15 protein-coding genes are annotated in these 17,823 nt (G+C 75.2%); 3 read left to right on the top strand and 12 right to left on the bottom strand.

Annotation, left to right across the window (positions count from 1 at the left end; genetic code table 11):
• Positions 1 to 9: 9 nt before the first annotated feature.
• Positions 10 to 2,154, bottom strand: a complete 2,145-nt coding sequence (locus ACI79P_RS04900; protein WP_456579904.1) for an acetate--CoA ligase family protein — start codon at positions 2,152 to 2,154, stop codon at positions 10 to 12.
• 104 nt (positions 2,155 to 2,258) lie between these two features.
• On the opposite strand from ACI79P_RS04900, the gene ACI79P_RS04905 reads away from it, so the two are divergent.
• On the top strand, positions 2,259 to 2,957 hold the full coding sequence (locus tag ACI79P_RS04905) for a TetR/AcrR family transcriptional regulator (protein ID WP_456579905.1): 699 nt from the start codon (positions 2,259 to 2,261) through the stop codon (positions 2,955 to 2,957).
• Positions 2,958 to 3,096: 139 nt separating this feature from the next.
• Here ACI79P_RS04905 and ACI79P_RS04910 read toward each other — a convergent pair whose 3' ends face one another.
• From ACI79P_RS04910 to ACI79P_RS04925, 4 genes are read right to left on the bottom strand one after another with little or no spacing between them, the layout of a single operon-like run.
• A complete protein-coding gene (locus ACI79P_RS04910) occupies positions 3,097 to 3,870 on the bottom strand; it encodes a fumarylacetoacetate hydrolase family protein (protein WP_456579906.1) in 774 nt (257 codons plus the stop codon).
• Complete coding sequence (locus ACI79P_RS04915; RefSeq protein WP_456579907.1) at positions 3,870 to 4,658, bottom strand: SDR family oxidoreductase; 789 nt, start codon at positions 4,656 to 4,658, stop codon at positions 3,870 to 3,872. Before ACI79P_RS04915 ends, ACI79P_RS04910 begins: the two co-directional genes overlap by 1 nt.
• Positions 4,659 to 4,662: 4 nt before the next feature.
• Positions 4,663 to 5,517: a fumarylacetoacetate hydrolase family protein gene (locus tag ACI79P_RS04920; protein WP_456579908.1), complete on the bottom strand. Its 855-nt coding sequence runs from the start codon at positions 5,515 to 5,517 to the stop codon at positions 4,663 to 4,665.
• 31 nt (positions 5,518 to 5,548) lie between these two features.
• Entirely contained in the window at positions 5,549 to 6,436 is an 888-nt protein-coding gene (locus ACI79P_RS04925) for a dihydrodipicolinate synthase family protein (protein WP_456579909.1), read from the bottom strand.
• Positions 6,437 to 6,570: 134 nt separating this feature from the next.
• On the opposite strand from ACI79P_RS04925, the gene lhgO reads away from it, so the two are divergent.
• Together lhgO and ACI79P_RS04935 are read left to right on the top strand one after the other, a co-directional pair.
• Positions 6,571 to 7,791, top strand: coding sequence for an L-2-hydroxyglutarate oxidase (gene lhgO / locus ACI79P_RS04930; RefSeq protein ID WP_456579910.1), 1,221 nt, complete (start codon positions 6,571 to 6,573; stop codon positions 7,789 to 7,791).
• Positions 7,792 to 7,801: 10 nt separating this feature from the next.
• The gene (locus tag ACI79P_RS04935) at positions 7,802 to 9,043 is read left to right on the top strand and encodes an MFS transporter (RefSeq protein ID WP_456579911.1); all 1,242 of its coding nucleotides are present in this window, start codon (positions 7,802 to 7,804) and stop codon (positions 9,041 to 9,043) included.
• A gap of 6 nt (positions 9,044 to 9,049) precedes the next feature.
• Here ACI79P_RS04935 and ACI79P_RS04940 read toward each other — a convergent pair whose 3' ends face one another.
• From ACI79P_RS04940 to ACI79P_RS04970, 7 genes are read right to left on the bottom strand one after another with little or no spacing between them, the layout of a single operon-like run.
• Positions 9,050 to 9,943, bottom strand: a complete 894-nt coding sequence (locus ACI79P_RS04940) for a DUF1932 domain-containing protein (protein ID WP_456579912.1) — start codon at positions 9,941 to 9,943, stop codon at positions 9,050 to 9,052.
• Complete coding sequence (locus ACI79P_RS04945; protein WP_456579913.1) at positions 9,940 to 10,623, bottom strand: RraA family protein; 684 nt, start codon at positions 10,621 to 10,623, stop codon at positions 9,940 to 9,942. Before ACI79P_RS04945 ends, ACI79P_RS04940 begins: the two co-directional genes overlap by 4 nt.
• 59 nt (positions 10,624 to 10,682) lie before the next feature.
• Complete coding sequence (locus tag ACI79P_RS04950) at positions 10,683 to 11,966, bottom strand: MFS transporter (RefSeq protein ID WP_456579914.1); 1,284 nt, start codon at positions 11,964 to 11,966, stop codon at positions 10,683 to 10,685.
• Complete coding sequence (locus ACI79P_RS04955; protein ID WP_456579915.1) at positions 11,959 to 14,133, bottom strand: Ldh family oxidoreductase; 2,175 nt, start codon at positions 14,131 to 14,133, stop codon at positions 11,959 to 11,961. Before ACI79P_RS04955 ends, ACI79P_RS04950 begins: the two co-directional genes overlap by 8 nt.
• Entirely contained in the window at positions 14,130 to 14,969 is an 840-nt protein-coding gene (locus ACI79P_RS04960; protein WP_456579916.1) for a DUF6282 family protein, read from the bottom strand. Before ACI79P_RS04960 ends, ACI79P_RS04955 begins: the two co-directional genes overlap by 4 nt.
• A 27-nt stretch (positions 14,970 to 14,996) precedes the next feature.
• On the bottom strand, positions 14,997 to 17,240 hold the full coding sequence (locus ACI79P_RS04965; RefSeq protein ID WP_456579917.1) for a TRAP transporter permease: 2,244 nt from the start codon (positions 17,238 to 17,240) through the stop codon (positions 14,997 to 14,999).
• Positions 17,237 to 17,770, bottom strand: coding sequence for a hypothetical protein (locus ACI79P_RS04970; protein WP_456579918.1), 534 nt, complete (start codon positions 17,768 to 17,770; stop codon positions 17,237 to 17,239). The genes ACI79P_RS04965 and ACI79P_RS04970 overlap by 4 nt, the downstream gene beginning before the upstream one ends.
• Positions 17,771 to 17,823: the final 53 nt, after the last annotated feature.

Raw genomic sequence — 17,823 nt, forward strand, 5'->3', positions numbered from 1 at the left:
TGAGTGGTGCTATTCGCCGAGCGGGGCGCGGTGGCCGGTGGTGCGCACCAGCACGTCGACGGCGGTCGCCCCACCGCCCTGCGCCCCGACGATCAGGGGGTTGACCTCGAACTCCGCCAGCCTGTCACCTCCGGCGACCGCGGCCTGCGACAACCGCACCACCGCGTCGACGGCGGCGGCGACGTCGGCCGGCGGCGCGCCGCGGAAGCCGGCGAGCAGCGGCCAGGCGCGCAGGCCGCGCAGCATCGACCAGGCGTGCTCCGGGGTCACCGGCGCCAGGCCGGAGGCGATGTCGCGGTAGAGCTCGGTGGTGATCCCGCCGAGCCCCACGGTGACCACCGGGGGGAAGCCGTCGCGGCCGGCGGTCGCGGCGAGGATCAGCTCGGTGCCGGGCGGGATGAGCTCCTGCACCTGCACGCCCTCGACGCCGGGCACGTGGTGCCGGCGGGCCGCCTCGACCAGCTCGGTGAAGACGCCGGCGGCCTCCTCGGCGGCCACGCCGACGCGCACGCCGCCGACCTCGCTCTTGTGCGCCAGGTCGCCGGCGGCCAGCTTGAGCACGCCGGGGCCGGGCAGCGCGGCGACCGCCTCGCGGGCCGCCTCCGGCGTCGTCACCAGCGTGGCGGCGGGCTGCGGGATGCCGATGGCGCGCAGCAGCTCCGGCCCGTCGACGACGTCGGCGTGCAGCAGCTCGCGGACCCGGGCGACGGGCACCTCGGGGGCGGGCGGCAGGGCGGGCGCCGCCCCGCGGTGCGCCGGCGGCGCCATGCGCGCCGCGGCGCGGACCACCCCGCCGACCGAGCCGAAGACCGGGATGCCCGCGTCGCGCAGCACGCGCCGCCCCTCGGTGGTCAGCTCCTGACCGGCGATCCATCCGACGAGCAGCGGCACCGGCAGCTTCGCGGCGGTGAGCACCAGGTCCTCGGCCAGCCGGGCCCCGGCGTCGCCGACCACCATCGTCACGAAGACGGCGATCGCGTCCACCGACGGGTCGTCGGCCACGATCCGGCAGACGTCGCCGAACGCGTGCGCCCCCCGGTTGAACAGCTGGGCGGTGACGTCGACCGGGTTGGCGAGTGCGCCGAACGCGGGGATCAGCGGGCGCAGCCGGTCCTGGGTGTCGGCGGAGAGCTCGGGCATCTCCAGGCCGAGGTCCTCGCACTGGTCGGCCGCGAGGCTGCCGGCCCCGCCGGAGGTGGTGACGACGGCGACCCGCCGCCCCTCCGAGCGCTTGCCGGTGGAGAGCAGCGCGGCCACCGAGAGCAGCTCGTCGATGTCGTGGACGAGCACCACACCGTGCTCCTCGGAGGTGAGCACGAAGGCGACGTCGTCTCCCAGCATGGACCCGGTGTGGCTGGCCACCGCCCGGCGCCCGGCGCTGGAGCGGCCCGACCGGAGCACCACCAGGTGCCGGCCCGTCTCGCGCGCCCGGCGGGCGAGCGCGGCGTAGGCCTGCCCGTCGTCGGTGGCCTCCACGTAGAGCATGAGCACCCGGATCGCCGGGTCCTCCAGCAGCTCCCGCGAGACCTCCAGCAGGTCCAGGTCGGCCTGGTTGCCGGTGCTCGCCCAGAACGACAGGCCCAGCCCCATGTCGGTGGCGAGGTCGAGCACCGAGCCGCCGACCGCCCCGCTCTGCCCGACGTAGGCGACGCCGCTGTCGGAGGTCAGCGGCCGGTCGGCCGCCGCGGTGAAGGTGGCGACCACGCCGGTGGGCGCGTAGAGGAAGCCCTGGCAGTTGGGGCCCAGCACCCGCACGCCGGTCTCCCGCGCCACCTCGGCCAGCCGCTGCTGCAGCGCCAACCCCTCCGGCCCCACCTCGGCGAAGCCGGAGGCGTAGACGACGGCGGCCGACGCGCCGACCGCGGCCGCCTGCCGGATCGCGTCCTCCACCCGGTCGGCGGCGACGAGCACGAGCACCAGGTCGACCGGCCCGGGGACGTCGGCCAGCGTCGGGTAGCACTTCTGCCCGACCAGCTCCTCGTAGTTCGGGTTCACCGGGTACAGCGCACCCGTGTACCCGTGCTCGACCAGGTAGCGCAGCGGCCGGGACATGAGGTTGTCGGTGCGCCCGGAGATGCCCAGCAGTGCGATCCCGCGCGGCCGCAGCAGGGCACCGAACCCACCGGGGCGGGCGTCTGTCGGCGATCCGGTCAACGAGATCCGCCTTTCGGGCGGGCGACGGGGTGGGCAGGACCAGCTAAGTTGACACCGACGTCAGTGTCAACAGCGCCCCGGGCGTTACGGGAGGGAGGCCCCTGGTGCAGCACCCCGGCTCCGCCGGGCCGGGCGCGATCCCGGCCTCCCCCGGCGCGACCCCGGCGGCGCCGGCCACCGAGCGCGGCCGCGCCATGCGGGTCCGGCTGCTCGCCGCCGCCCGTCAGGTCTTCGAGCGGGACGGCTTCCTCGACGCCCGCGTCACCGACATCTCCGCCGCGGCCGGCGTCGCGCACGGCAGCTTCTACACCTACTTCCGGTCCAAGACCGACGTGTTCCGGGCCCTGGTCGCCGCCACCATGGACGACCTCTACGCCTCCCTCGGCAGCGGGGCGGAGGCCGGCAGCGGCGCGGCCGACGGCGGCATCCGTGACCGCCCCGCGGACCCCGTCGCCGCGATCGAGCGGGCCAACCGCCGGTTCGTCGCGATGTACCGGGAGAACACCGCCCTCATGGCGCTGTTCGAGCAGGTCACCACCTTCGACCCCGAGGTGCGCGCGGTGCGGCAGGCGGCCCGCGAGCGGATGGTCGGCCGGGTCCGGCACAGCATCGAGCGCTACCAGGCCGACGGCCTCGTCGCCGCCGACCTGGACGCGGAGTACAGCGCCCACGCCCTCGTCGCCATGGTCAACGGCCTGGTGCACTACTGGCTCGTGCTCGGGGGGGACTTCGAGGAGGAGCGCCTGGTGGAGACGCTCACCCGGCTGTGGGCGCAGTCGCTGGGGCTGGCCACGACCCGCTGAACTCCCCTCGTCCCGGTCGGCCCCGGGCCACGTCGAGCCGCTCCATCCACCGTTGAGCCGCGTGCGGACGCGGCTCGACGTCGCGCGAAGCGGCTCGACCCGCGGGTGGGTGCTCGCCACCTCCCGTTGAGCGCTCGGTTCAGCCGGTGATGCGGGTGGCCAGCGTGCCGATGCCCTCGATGGTCACCGCGATGTCGTCCCCCCGCTGCAGCGACCCGACCCCGGCCGGCGTGCCGGTCAGCACCACGTCGCCGGGCAGCAGCGTCATCGCCTGGCTCACCCACGAGACGCACTCGGCGACGTCGCGCAGCATGTCCGCGGTCGTGCCGTCCTGGCGGACCTCGCCGTTGACGGTGGACCGCAGCGCCAGCGCGGAGGGGTCGAGGTCGGTCTCCACCCACGGCCCCAGCGGGCAGGCACCGTCGAAGCCCTTGCCACGGGTCCACTGCCCCTCGCGCTTCTGGACGTCGCGCATCGTGAGGTCGTTGGCCACCGTGTAGCCGAACACCACGGCGGCGACCTCCCCGGCCGCCACCGCCTTGCAGCGCCGGCCGATGACGACCGCGAGCTCGCCCTCGTAGTGCAGGTCGGAGGTGAGCGCCGGGTACTCGACCTCGGCGTCCGGGCCGACGACCGAGGTGGACGGCTTGAGGAAGACGATCGGCACCTCGGGGACCTCGTTGCCGAGCTCCTTCGCGTGCTCGGCGTAGTTCCGCCCGAACGCGACGACCTTGCTCGGCTCCACCGGCGCGAGCAGCCGCGCCTCCGCCAGCCGCAGCTGCTCGCCGGTCCGGCGCACCCCGTCGTAGGGCAGCCCCTCGAGGGCGTGCAGCACGGCGTCGTCGCCGTCGCCCTCGACGACGGCGTAGGAGGCGGCGCCGCCGGGAGCGGTCTCGTAGCGGGCGATGCGCATCAGATGGCCTTGACCAGGCCGCCGTCGACGAGCAGGTTCTGCCCGGTCAGGTAGGTGTTCGCGCCGGAGACGAGGAACGCCGCCACCCGGCCGAACTCCTCCGCCTCCCCGTAGCGGCCCAGCGGGATGGTCTTCTCCGACTGCGCCCGCACCTCCTCGATCGAGAGGCCGGTCTTCTCCGCCCGGGCGGCGTCCAGCGAGGCGACCCGGTCGGTGGCGATGCGCCCCGGACCGACGGTGTTGACCAGCACGCCCTCACCCGCGAACTCGATGGCCAGCGACTTGGCCAGGCCCACGACGGCGACCCGGTAGGTGTTGGACAGCAGCAGGTTCTCGATCGGCTGCTTGATCGACGACGACGTGACGACGGCGATGCGGCCCCAGCTCTGCTCGCGCATGTGCGGCAGCACGCCGCGGATCAGGCGCACCGTGCTCATGAGGTTCAGGTCGTGCGCCTGGTACCACTTCGCGTCGTCGACCGCGTCGAACCCGCCCGGCGGGGGGCCACCGGCGTTGGCGACCAGCACGTCCACGCCCCCGAGGCGGTCCCGCGTCTCGGCCAGCAGCCGCTCGACGTCGGCAGGGTCCGCGACGTCGGCCGGGCAGTGCTCGACCTGCGCCCCGGTCGCCTCGGCGATCTCGGCCGCGGTGCGCGCCAGCTGCTCCTCGCCCCGGCTGGAGATCATCACCCGAGCACCCTCGGCGGCCAGCTGGGTGGCGGTCGCCCGCCCCAGCCCCTTGCTCGCCGCGGTCACGAGCGCGGTACGACCGGTCAGCTGCAGGTCCATCGGTTCACTCCACAGGGTTCGAGAGGTCGCGGAAGCCCGCGATCGAGACGCCGGCGGTGTCGCCGGGCCGGATGTGCACGGCGCCGGGGGTGCCGGTCGAGATGACGTCGCCGGGCAGCAGGGTCATGACGCGCGAGTGGAAGGCCACCAGCCACCACGGCCGGAAGGTCATGTTGGAGACGACGTTGCGGCGGTGCACCTGCCCGTTGTGGATCGTGGCGACCTCGAGCGCGTCGACGTCGGCGACCTCGTCCACGGTGACCAGCTCCGGGCCGAAGCTGAAGAAGGTGTCGAAGCTCTTCGACCGGGTGAGGTACCGCGGGTTCTTCTCGAGGATGTCCTCGGCGGTCATGTCGACGACCGTGGTGAACCCGGCGACGACGCCCGGCGCGTCGGCCTCGTCGACGTCCTTGCACTCGCGGCCGATGACGACGCCGAGCTCCCCCTCGGCCGTGGTCCGCTGCGACTGCGGCGGGATCCGGATCACGTCGCCGGGCCCGATGATCGCGGTGTCCGGCTTCATGAACGACGCCGGCTCCGTCGACGGGGCCTTCTCGGACAGGTCCGCCGCGTGCTCGACGTAGTTCAGCCCGATCCCCCAGATCTTGCGGGGCCTCCGGTAGAGCGGCGCGTACGCCAGCTGCTCCTGCGGGATCGCCAGGTCGTCGAGCAGCCCCGCCGGGGCCCCGCCCACCCACTCCCGCAGCGGCTCCACCTGGCCCTGCTCCAGCAGCTCCTGCACCGTGCCCGGCCAGGTGGTGCCCAGGGCTTCGTTCACGGCCGTGAGGAGCACGGCGCCGGAGGGCCGGACCAGCGCCGCCGGTTCGGCGCCGTCGATCCGCAGGGAGGTGAGTCGCACAGGGGTGTCCCGTCTCTCGGGTGGTCGCCGGTCAGAGACCGACGGCCGCGATCAGGTCGTCGAGCTCGGCGAGGGTCACGTCGTCGACCGGCGGTGCCGGGAAGCGGGCGTGCGGCGAGCTGATCGCGCCGCGCCGGGCGAACACCTGCTTGCGGATGGTGACCCCGCCGACGCCCAGCTGGGCCTCGTAGCGGATCAGCGGCAGGTGCCGGAAGAAGTACTGCTGGGCCTCCGCGCGCTCACCGGCCACGAACTTCTCGTAGGTGCCCACGAGGACCTGCGGAAAGCCGAAACCGGTCATGATCCCGTCGGCCCCGCGCAGCAGCTCCTCGTACAGGTACACCCCGCCGAGGCCGCCGAAGATGCCCACCGGCGAGGTGACCGACTTCCGCACCGCGGTGATCTTCGGCAGCGTCGGCGTCTCCTCGAGCTTGAGGTACCGGCACCCCTCGATCTCGTCGAGCAGCCGCACCAGGAAGGGGGCCGGCATGGTGACGCCTGTGTTCACCGGCTCGTCCTGCACGACCACCGGCACCGAGACCGCCTCGGCCACCCGGCGGAAGTGCTCGAACACCAGGTCGAGGTTCTTCGTGCCGTCCGGGGGCGCGAGCATGACCGCCGCGGCACCGGCGTCCTCGGCCCGCCGCGCGTAGTCCAGCGCCATGTGCGTCGCGCGGGCCGACACCCCGGCGACGACCGGCACCCGGCCGGCGGTCGCCCCGACGTAGCGGCGGAGCACCCGCTCCCGCTCCTCGTCGAGGAGCTTGGCGGCCTCGCCCATGATCCCGAGGATGGTGAGGCCGTGGGCCCCGGCGCCGAGGTAGTCCTCGACCAGGGTGTCGATGCTCCCCTCGTCGACCGCACCGTCGTCGGTGAACGGGGTGAGGGTGATGGGCAGGACCCCCTGCAGGGAGGTCATCGCCGGGCACCCCGCGCGGACGCGCCCTGCGACGGGCTGGAACACTCGGTGATCGACATCACACGGTCACCGTAACGGTTCCTCGGGCGATGCTCAGGGCGGGTCCCACCGGGTGGACCCAGATCGGAGGATCCATGTCCGCGGCTCGCTTCGCCGTCGTCGGCGGCGGCATCATCGGGACGGCGGTGGCCCGGCGGCTCCTCCAGCTGCGCCCCGACGCGCAGGTCAGCGTCCTGGAGAAGGAGGACCGCCTAGCGGCCCACCAGACCGGGCGCAACAGCGGCGTCGTGCACGCCGGCCTCTACTACGAACCCGGGTCGCTCAAGGCGGTCCTCTGCCGCCGCGGCGTGGCGCTGCTCAAGGAGTTCTGCGCCGAGCACGACCTGGGCTACGACGAGATCGGCAAGGTCCTCGTCGCCCTCGACGACGCCGAGCGGCACCGGCTGGGCGCGATCGCCGAACGGGCCCGCGCCAACGGGGTCCCCGGCATCCGCATCATCGGCCGGGACGAGCTGGCCGAGCTCGAGCCGAACGTCACCGGCCTCGGCGGCCTGCACTCCCCCAGCACCGCGATCGTCGACTACGCGGGCATCACCCGGCAGCTGGCCGCCGACGCCACCGCCCGGGGGGCGACGATCCGCACCGGCTTCGCCGTCACCGACCTGCGGCACACCACGGGCGGCCCCGCCGAGGAGGTCGTCGTCCGCGGGAGCACCGGCGAGGAGCTCGTCGTCGACCGGGTCGTCCTCTGCGCCGGGCTGCAGGTCGACCGGCTGGCGCAACTGGCCGGAGACGGGGCGGCCCCGCGCATCGTCCCCTTCCGCGGGGAGTACTTCGCCCTCGTCCCCGGCAAGCGCGAGCTGGTCAACGGCCTCGTGTACCCGGTGCCCGACCCGCGGTACCCCTTCCTCGGGGTGCACCTGACCCCGCGGTTCGACGGCGAGGTCCTGGTCGGCCCCAACGCCGTCCTGGCGCTGGCGCGCGAGGGCTACCGCCGTCGCGACGTCAACCTGCGGGAGCTGGCCGAGACCGCTCGCTACGCCGGCTTCCGCCGGTTCGCCCGGCAGCACTGGCGCACCGGGGTCGCGGAGATGTACGGCTCGCTGAGCAAGCGGGCCTTCACCCGCGCCGCCCAGCGCTACGTGCCCGCGCTGACGGCGGCCGACCTGGTGCCCGCCGACGCGGGGATCCGCGCCCAGGCCCTCGAGCTCGACGGCAGCCTGGTCGACGACTTCCGCATCACCCGCACCGGCGCGGTCGTCGCCGTGCGCAACGCGCCCTCCCCGGCCGCCACGTCGTCCCTGGCCATCGCCGAGCACATCGTCGACGACCTCCTCGACCGCTCCGACGCGTGAGCGCGGCGCGGTGGGCCTGACCGCCGTGCGCGGGCGGCGGGGCCGCGGCCCGGCGAGCTCGACCGCGGCCGCGGTCGCCGCGGTGACCGTGACGACGGTCGGGGTGCTGCCGATCTACATGGTCGGCGTGCTGTGGGTGCAGATCCGCGAGGAGCTGGAGTTCGGCCCCTCCCTCCTCGGCGTCCTGGTGGCCTGCTTCTTCCTCGTCTCGGCGGTCTCGGCGCTCACCGCCGGCGTCGTGGTGCGCCGCTTCGGCACCTCGCCGGTGGTCCGGCTCTCCGCCCTCGTGGGCGGCCTGTCGATGCTCGCCGTCGCCCTGGCCGCGCAGCACACCGCCGTCCTGGTCGGGGCGCTGCTGGTCGCCGGCTGGGGCAACGGCGTCGGCCAGCCGGCGAGCAACGACCTGATCGCCCGGGCGGTGACCCCGGGCCGCCACGGCCTCGCCTACGGCACCAAGCAGGCGGCGATCCCGCTGGCGACCATGCTCGCCGGGGTCGCCGTCCCGCTCGTCGCCATCCCGCTGGGCTGGCGCACCGCCTTCGTGATCGGCAGCGTGCTGGCCGTGCTGGTGCTGCTCGGCGTCCCCGGGGGCGCGCGGCTGCCGGCCCGGGACGCCGCCCAGACCTCGGAGGCGGCCGGCCCGTTCCACCGGGCCGCCCTCGTCGTGCTCGCCGTCGGGCTCATGCTGGGCGCGGCCACGGGCAACGCGCTCGGGTCCTTCTTCGTCGCCACCGCCGTCGACTCCGGCATCGCCCCGGCGACCGCGGGGGTGCTCGCCGCGGTGGCCAGCGGCGCCGGCGCGGCGGCGCGGGTGGCGTTCGGCTGGCTGGCCGACCGGGTGCGCACGCGGTGGCTGCTGGTCGTCGCCGCGCAGATGTCGATCGGCGGGCTCGCCTACGCCCTGCTGGGCACCGGCGTCGAGGTCCTGGTGGCCGCGGGCGCGGTGATCGGCTACTGCACCGGCTGGGCCTGGGCGGGGCTCTCCACCTACTCGGTGACCCGCATGCACCCGGGCATGGCCGCCCGCGCCACCTCCATCACCCAGGGCGGGATGGGCGCCGGGGCGGCGCTCGGGCCGCTGGCGTTCGGCGTCGTCGTCACCTCCACCTCCTACGCGGTCGCCTGGTACGCCACCGCGGCCGTCTCGGTGGTCGCGGGCGCGGTGGTCGTCCAGGGCCGGCGCATGCTCGTGCACGACCGGCCGCAGCTCGTGGCGGCCCAGCGGCTGCGCCGTCAGGCCCGCCACGGCTGAGTAGCTTCACCCCATCGGGTCGCTGGGCAGCCGCCTCAGGACGTCGAGGGCCTCGGCCAGCGACTGCGGCACCTCGCCGGGCTCGTGACCGGCCGCCGCCAGGCCGCGCGCGGTCAGCTCGTGCCGGGCCAGCAGCCCGCTCGAGAGCAGCGGCGGTACCCCGCTCCCGGCGACGGTGTCCCGGGCCATCCGCACCTCGACCTGGCGCCGCCCGGCGTGCCCGACGTGGGTGGTCACGAGCATCGTGGCGAAGTCCCGGGTGGGGTAGCGGTCCAGCGTCTCCTCGACCATGGCGATCAGCGGCTCGACGACGTCCAGCTCCCGCGCGGCCAGCAGCGCCTCCACCCAGAGCCCCTCCATGCCCTTGACGACGACGCTGCGCAGCATCTTCAGCGCCGCGGCGGCCCCCACCTCGCCGCCGACGACGCCGGCCTTCAGCCCCACCCCGCGCAGCAGCTCCGCCGCCCGGGCCGCCTGCGGGCCGGCGAGCGAGATCGGGATGGCCGCGCCGTCGAGCCGGATGCCGCCGCCGGTCATCACGCCGTCGACCACCCGGTCGCCGCCGAGGGCCTCGGCGACGGCCCGCTTGTCGCCCGGCGCGGTGGAGTTCAGGTCGACGTAGAGCAGGTCGGGGCGCGTGCCGACGGCGCACTCCACCGCCGCCGCCACCGCCGTCGCCGGCGTGACCAGCGACAGCACGACGTCCCGGTCGGCGAAGGCGGCGAGGTCTCCGGCCGCGCGGGCACCGGTCCGCTCGATCGCCGCGCGCGCCGCCGGCCCGCGGGCGGGGTCCAGCAGGACCCGGTCGTGCACCAGCAGGTCGGCGCCCGCGGCGGCGACCGCCGCGCCGATCACCCGGCCCGCCTCGCCGAACCCGATCAGCCCCCAGCGCGGGCTCACCGCGCGGCCCGCTCGCCGGCCGGGGACTCGGTCAGCGCCGCGGTCACCCAGGAGCGGTCCAGGGTGCCCGCGGCGATCTGCCGGAACATCTCCTCCTCGGCGGCCAGCCGCTCCTCCCCGGCCCCGACCACCTCCGCGGCGCGCTCGTGCGGCACGACCACCACGCCGTCGCCGTCACCGACGACCAGGTCGCCGCAGCGCACCACCGCGCCACCGGCCTGCACCGGGCCGCGGAGCTCCCCCGGGCCGTCCTTGTACGGCCCGAGGTGGTTGATCCCCCGCGCGAACACCGGCACGGGGCCCTCTGCCAGCCCCTCGCGATCGCGGACGGCGCCGTCCACCACCAGCGCCGCCAGACCGCGCGCGGCGGCGTAGCGCGCCATGATCTCGCCCAGCACCGCCCGGTCCAGGGCACCACCGCCGTCGACGACGAGCACGTCGCCCGGCTCGGCGAGGTCCAGGGCGCGGTGGACCACGAGGTTGTCGCCCGGGCGCGTGCGCACGGTGAACGCCGGCCCGGCGACGCGCGGCCAGGAGGCGCCCGGCACCCAGTGCAGACCCGTCGCACCCTGGGCGCGCTCCATGCTGTCGGACAGGATGCTGGTGGGCAGCGCCCGGGCCCGGGCCAGCAGCGCGGGATCGGGCCGGGGACCCGGCGGGTGCAGCCGGCAGGTGCTCATCGGGGTGCTCCTCTCGTGGTGCGCGGGGCGCCGGAGGGGGTCCGGGCCGGGTGCGCCGGTCAGGTCGGGGAGTGCAGGTCGGGCACGGCCGCCGGCCGCCACGGGTGCCGCAGCGACGTCACCGGCAGGCCCCGGGACCGGCGGACGGTGCGGCGGGCCGAGCGGACCGTCAGCGCCGCCGCCAGGCTCAGCACCGCGGCGGTGGACCACGCCGCGCGGTAGGAGAAGGCCTGCGCCACGACGCCGAACAGCAGCGGCCCGCTCGCCGCGCCGAGGGACAGACCGGTCTGCACGAAGCCGGTCACCGAGGCCGCCGCCGTCCGGTTGTCGCGGATCACCGCGAAGTGGAACAACCCGGTCCAGGCCCAGCCGAGCAGGTAGGCGCCGAAGGACCCGGCGACGAACAGCGGCGTGGCGCCGGTGGCCAGCAGCAGGTAGGCGACCGAACCACCGGCCATCAGGTTGGCGATGAACAGGTAGCGGCTGCGGTCGGGGTACCGGTCGGCGAGCCATCCGAACCACACCCGGGCGCCGAGGCCGACCACCGAGCAGGCGGCGAACAGCAGGCCCGCGGCGCCCGGGCGGAGGCCGGCGGCGACGGCGGAGTCGACGAGGAACACCCCGGTGGAGGTCGCCGCCGCCGAGCCGAGGAACCCGCCCACGGTGAGCACGACCAGCCCCCGGCGGGGGATGCCCTTGTCCGGTCCGCGGTCCGCGGTCGCGGGGGCCCGGGACCGGGCGTCCCGGCCGGTGCCGACCGCCCACAGCAGCAGCCCGAGCGCCAGGCCGATCGCGGCGAGCACCGCCCAGCGCCAGCCCAGCACCAGCGCGATCCCGGGCACGGCCAGCCCGCCGAGCAGCGTCGCCGCCGGGATCGAGGACTGCTTGATCCCGAACGCCAGCCCCAGCCGTGCCTCGGTGACCAGCTCGGAGATGCCGAGGTTGGCCGAGGGCTGGGCGACGGCGTTGCCGAGGCCGCCGATCGCCAGCCCGACCATCAGCCAGGCCGCTGACTGGGCGAGCGCGATCACGCTGAGCGAGGCGATGGACAGCAGCGCCGCCAGCGCGGTGCCCCGGCGGGAGCCCAGCCGCTGCACCAGCCGGCCACCCGGCCGGGCCAGGGACCCGGAGACGGCGAAGAGGGTGGCGGCGGCCAGGCCGAAGACGCCGAGACCCACCCCGAGGTCGGCCCGGATCTGCACCGCGAGGGCGCCGACGAGGAAGGCCGGCAGCACGCCGAGCACCGAGACCGAGACGCCCTGCACCACGGCGCGACCGGAGGCGACCGGGACGGCGGCGGGTGCCGCCGGCCCGGTGGGGGCGGCGTCGGTCCCCTCAGCCACGGGCGGCGGCCCCCAGGGGCCGGCCCAGCTGGTCGCCGACGGCGACCAGCGCCGCGTGCGTCTCCCGGTCCAGCGGCACGCCGTCCGCCCGGCGACGCGCGCGCTCGGCGGCGGCGCGCTGGCCCGGCGTCCGCACCGGCAGCTCCTCGTCGACGGGGAGCAGCGCCCGCAGCTGGGCCAGCATCCGCCGCATCTCGCCCCGCATGCGGACGGGGTCACCCAGCCGCGCCGGGTCGAGCACGACGACGAGGTGGCTGGTGCCCGGCGGCCGGGGCTCGGACCGGAAGGTGAGGTTCCCGACCTCCGGGCCGAGGGGGCCGCCGGCGAGCACCGCGGTGAGCACCTCCACCAGCAGGCCCAGGCCGTAGCCCTTGTGGCTGGAGCGCTCGCGGTCGCTGCCCAGCGGCAGCAGGGCGCCCTTGCCCGGGAAGACCGCCGCGGGGTCGGTCGTCGGCCGGCCCTCGGCGGTCAGCCCCCAGCCCAGGGGCACGGGCAGCCCCTGCCGCAGCGCGATCTCGAACTTGCCGCCGGCCACCGCGGAGGTGGCCATGTCGAAGACCATCGGGTCCTCGCCGTCCACCGGCACCCCGAGAGCCAGCGGGTTGGTGCCGAAGTACGGCCGCCCGGTGCCCGTGGGGGCGACGATGGGACCGGTGTTCGTGGCCACCAGCCCGAGCAGGCCCTGGGTCGCGACGTCGTGGACGTAGGAGCCGCTCGCCCCGTGGTGGCTGCTGCGACGCACGTTGACCCAGCCGACGCCGTACCGCCGCGCCCGCGCCACCGCCTCGTCCAGCGCCAGCGCCGTGACCGGGTGGCCGAGCAGCCCCTGCCCGTCGACGAGCGCGACGGCCCCGCCGTCGGAGTGCACCACCGGCTCGCCGTCCGCGGCGATGGCCCCGGTGCCGATCATGGTCACGTAGGCGGGCAGCCGGGCGATGCCGTGCGAGTCGATGCCCGAGAGGTCGGCGTAGCCGAGCACGTGCGCCACCTCCCGGGCGTGCGCCGGGCGGACGCCGACGGACTCCAGGACCTCGACCGTCCAGGCCTCCAGCACCTCGGCCGGCACCCGGACGTCCGGCTCCGAGACCCCTCCCGCCGTCCCGCCCGCGCCGCCGGGTGCGGTCGCGTCGAACGCGGCGAGCACGGCATCGGCGACCTCGTCGGTGGAGGCCGGCGCGACGCCGGCCGGGGCGAGGTCGTAGGTCCAGGGGCCGTGCCGCAGCACGGTGTGCGTGGCCGCGCGCAGCCGGTCGCCCAGCGCCCGGGTCGTGTCGAAGTGCCGGAGCAGCGCGACCAGGGCGAGGAAGCCGCCGAGCGGATCGACCTGGCGGAGGCCGGCCCTTCGCGGCGCCGAGCCGTGCGCCGGTTCGAACAACCCCTGGCAGCGTCCGTGCGCCGGCGGGCCGGGGTGGATCGACGCCGACCCGCACAGCGCCGGCGAGCCGGCCCGGCCGGCGGCGAGATCGCTGAGGATGTCGCCGAGCAGCCCCTCGGTGACGATCACCGCGGGCACCTCCGCGCCCGAACCCAGCTCGAAGGCGGCGCGGTCGACGTAGCGGTGCTCGACGGGGACGCCGCGGCGGCCGGCGACCTCTGTGGCGACCTGCCGCCAGAGCCGACCGGTGGCGTAGAGGTTCGCCTTGTCCACCGACACCAGCCGGCCGCCACCCCGCTGCAGCAGCCGGTCGATGCCGAGCTCGACCACCTCGCTGATGCGCCCGGGGGTCAGCCGCAGCACGTCCGCGGCCTCGCCGCCGCCCTCGGAGTACGTGCGGTCGGCCGGCCCGGTGCCGTAGGAGCCGCCGATGAGGTTGCGGACGACGGTGAGCTCGCCGTCCTCGCCGAGCGGGATGTCGCGCACCGAGATGCGCAGGTCGTAGCGGGCCCTGAGCCGGTGCAGCGCGACCTCGGGTCGCGGGCAGACCTCGGGCGGGACGGCGGGGTCCTCCCCCACCGCGCCGAGCAGGATCGCGTCCGCGTCGTCGCAGGCGGCGAGCGTCTCGTCGGGCAGCACCTCGCCGGTGACGGCCGCGGCCTTCGCCCCGACCGGCCACGGCCCGGTGACCTCCACCAGGCCCCGCTCGGCCAGCCGGTGCAGCAGCCGGGTCGGCCCGTCGAGCACCTCCGCGCCGACGCCGTCCCCCGGCAGCAGCGCGATCCTGATCACCGCCGCACCAGCCGTCGCCCGACCGTGGTCAGGATGAGCTCGGCGTCGGCCTCCCCCACCGACCGCTCCAGGCCGGCCAGCCAGCCCGGCAGCGCCTGCTCCATCGTCGGGTGGTGCGCGTGCCCGAGGTCGCCGCCGAAGGCAAGCATGTCGTGGGGGTACACCTCGCCGAGCGTCGTCGAGGGCGGGCCGTCGGTGGTCAGGATGTCGGGCAGGATGCCGAGCTCCAGCACCACCCCGAGCCGGGCCAGCTCCGGCGCCGCGTCGTCGTCCCACTCGAGGAACGGCATCCGGGGGTGGTTGAACAGCATCCGGGTCACCCCCGCCGCCTTCGCCGCGCGGAACAGTGCCAGGGCCTGCGCGCAGGTGAGGTGGCCCGAGGCCAGCACGAGGTCGTGGGCGGCGACGACGTCGAGCACGTCCTGCCACGCGGGCAGCAGCGCACCGGCGTCGTCGACGACGTCGACCTGCCGGAACACCATGCCCCGGTGGACCGACCGGGCCGGGCTGGACGGCGAGGCGATGTGCGCCGGCGCCGACACCGTCGGCATCCACACCACCCGGCCGCCCAGCCGTGCCGCCACCTCGACCGCGTCCGGGTTGGCGCCCCCGACCGGTGAGTTGAGCACGATGCCGCCGTACACCTCGACGCCGGCCGCCTCCCCGCGCTGGGCGGCGAACACCGCCCGCTCGACGGTCGAGCCCTCGTGCGCCTTGAGCACGGCCAGGTCGACACCGACCGACCCGTGCGCGCCGACGACCTCGTGGTCGAAGCCGTGCCGCTCCACCAGGCTCGGCGCGCCGTGGACGTGCAGGTCGGCGACCCCGGAGATCACGACGCCACCCGCCCGGGGGCTCCCACCTCAGCGCTCCCCGGGACGGTCGGTGCCCGACGCGGTCGCGCCGGCCGTGGTGCCGCTCGGGGGCGTGGCGTCGCCGTCGGTTCCGCCGCCGCCCCCGGGGACCATCCCCTTGACCTTGCCGGCGACGTCGTCGCCCGCACGCCGGCGCATCACGAGGTGCACCGCGGTGCCGAGCACGCCGCACGCCAGGCCGACGGCGATCCACAGCGGCTCCATGACCAGCAGCGCGATCGCCGCGCCCAGGAAGAACACCCGCTCCGGCCAGCCGGCCGGCCCGATGAGCCACTTGCCGGTGACCACCGCGAGCGCACCGACCGCGAGCGAGGACGCGACGAACGCGATGGCGACCGTGCTCGCGCCGCCCTCGAAGAGCAGGCCGACGCCGTTGGGCGAGAGCACGAAGATGAACGGGACCAGGAACGCCGGCAGCGTGTACTTCCACGTCAGCCACATCGTGGGCACCGGTTTGCCGCCGGTGATCGCCGCGGCCGCGAACGGCGAGAGGGCCGTCGGCGGCGAGACCTCGCTGAGCACCGCGTAGTAGAAGATGAACATCGCCGCCGCGAACGGCTCGACGCCGACCTGCTGCAGCGCCGGCGAGATGATCACGAAGGAGATGATGAAGCTCGCCGTGACCGGCACCGCCAGGCCGAGCAGGATCACCACGATCGCCGAGAACAGCGCGGTGAGCACCAGGCTGCCGCCGGAGAAGTCGACGATGATGCCGGCCAGCCGCAGCGCCAGACCGGTGAGGGTCATGACGCCGACGATGATGCCGGCGACGGCCATGACCGGGATGACCGAGAGGGCACCGACCGCGCCCTGGCCGAGCGCGTGCCAGACCCGCTTCGGCGTCATCCAGTGCTCGCGGTCCAGCCAGCTCAGCAGGAAGGCCAGGACCGTGGCGTACACGACGGCGCGGAAGGGCGTGTAACCCAGGGCGAGGAAGAAGACGATCGCGGCCAGCGAGCTGAAGTGGTACCCGAACCGGAGCAGCAGCCGCCACGCCGACTTCTCCTCCACCTCGACCTGGTGCGTGCCGTGCCGGCGGGCGTCGAACTCGATCGCGAGGACGATGCCGAGGTAGTACAGGATCGTCGGGATCGTCGCCCAGATCAGCACCTCGAGGTAGGAGACGTTGAGCAGCTCGGCGATGATGAACGCCGCGGCACCCAGCGTCGGGGGCGACATGATCGCGCCGATGCCGGCCGCGGCGAGCACACCGCCACCGGCCTCCGCCGGGTAGCCGGCCTTGCGCAGCAGCGGCCAGCCGAAGCCACCGAGGGTCACCGTCGTCGCGACGCCCGAGCCCGACACCGTGCCGAGCAGGAAGCCCGAGAGCGTGACGGTGCGGCCCGGACCGGCCTTCGACTGACCGAAGGCGGCGAAGGACAGGTCGATGAAGAACTTCGTGGCACCGGAGGCCGCCAGGACGGCGCCGTAGATGGTGAACAGGATGATGTAGGTCGCGGCGACCTCCAGCGGTACGCCGAAGATCCCCTGGGTGCCCATCACGTTGTGGCCGATGAGCCGCGTCCACTGGAAGTCGGCGGTCGTGAACGGGCTCGGCATCGCCGAGCCGAAGTAGGCCATGGCCAGGAAGCCGAGCACCACGAGCGGCACCAGCAGACCGACGGTGCGGCGCGCGGCTTCCAGGATCAGGACCACCAGCAGGGTGCCGACGACGAGGTCCATGTCGGTCGGGGTGATCGCCCGGCGGAAGAAGCCCTGCCAGTCGTAGACCATGTAGAGGCCCGGCACCAGCGACACGAACGCCAGCAGCCAGTCGAGGACGTTGGGGTGGTCGGCCCTGCCCTTGAGCTTGTCCTTGTCCGACCGGCCCCAGCCGCGGTAGGTCAGGAACGTCAGGAAGAGCCCGATGCTGAGGAACAAGGGCAGGTAGACCTGCCGCGGCATCGGGTTGAACACCCAGTACAGGGCGAAGGCGGACAGCCCGACACCCACGACCGCCACCACGTGGCCGGGGATCCCGGTGAGGTGGCGCGCCGGCTTCTCCGCTTCGAACTCGGCGAGCAGCGCCTCCTCGTCGATGGCCTCGTCGTCGACGTCGCGACGCCGGTTCAGGCTCTTGTCGATGGTGGAGGCGTCCTCGTCCCCGCGCTCGGCACCCGGGCTCGACGGAGGTGCGCCGGGGACGTCGCCCGGCGGGTCGTCGGCGACGCGGGTGGCCCCGGCGGTCGTCCCCGGCCCGGCCTGCCGATGCGTGAGTCGTCGGAGATTCATCGGTTCTCCTCGATGTCGAGAATCACGGTGGGGTCGTCGGTGACGACGAGCTGCCAGATCGGGACCGGCTCGGCGCCGGGCACGTGGAGCGTCCGCTCGCCCAGGTCGGTGGCGGCGATGTTGAGCTCGTCGAAGACCGCCGGCCGGGCCGGGTCGGGCGGGACCACGTACGCCAGGCGGTCGCGGGGTGGGGCGGGGCGGGGCGGGCCGGGCACGGCGTAGTACTCCTCGAGCACCGCGACCTGCTCCGCAGCCAGTTCCACCAGCTGGAACCTGCCGTCGGGGAGCACACGGTAGCGCTCCTCGGCGAGCGTCCGGTAGATGCTGTTGCGGTAGCCGACGGCGAACGTGTCGCCGTCCAGCGGGACGCGGGCGATCTCCGCGCCGTCGGGCGCGCGCACGGTGACCGCCCGCGTCCCGTCCCCCACCGCGACGGGCCCGCCCTCGGCCGTCGCGACCGCGACCGCGACCCCCGCCGCCGTCACGGTGACGAGCACCGCGACGACGGCGAGGACGAGGTGGCGTGCCACGAGCGGGCGTCGGGAGGGCCCGGGGTCGCCGGGGCCGGAGAGCTCTCCGGCAC

The sequence above is a fragment of the Blastococcus sp. SYSU DS0510 genome, assembly GCF_054050835.1.

What these genes read in the sequence shown, in the direction of transcription:
- ACI79P_RS04910 (WP_456579906.1), bottom strand. Translation starts at nt 3,870, where the DNA reads ATGCGCATCGCCCGCTACGAGACCGCTCCCGGCGGCGCCGCCTCCTAC.
- ACI79P_RS04915 (WP_456579907.1), bottom strand. Translation starts at nt 4,658, where the DNA reads ATGGACCTGCAGCTGACCGGTCGTACCGCGCTCGTGACCGCGGCGAGC.
- ACI79P_RS04925 (WP_456579909.1), bottom strand. Translation starts at nt 6,436, where the DNA reads ATGACCTCCCTGCAGGGGGTCCTGCCCATCACCCTCACCCCGTTCACC.
- lhgO (WP_456579910.1), top strand. Translation starts at nt 6,571, where the DNA reads ATGTCCGCGGCTCGCTTCGCCGTCGTCGGCGGCGGCATCATCGGGACG.
- ACI79P_RS04945 (WP_456579913.1), bottom strand. Translation starts at nt 10,623, where the DNA reads ATGAGCACCTGCCGGCTGCACCCGCCGGGTCCCCGGCCCGATCCCGCG.
- ACI79P_RS04965 (WP_456579917.1), bottom strand. Translation starts at nt 17,240, where the DNA reads ATGAATCTCCGACGACTCACGCATCGGCAGGCCGGGCCGGGGACGACC.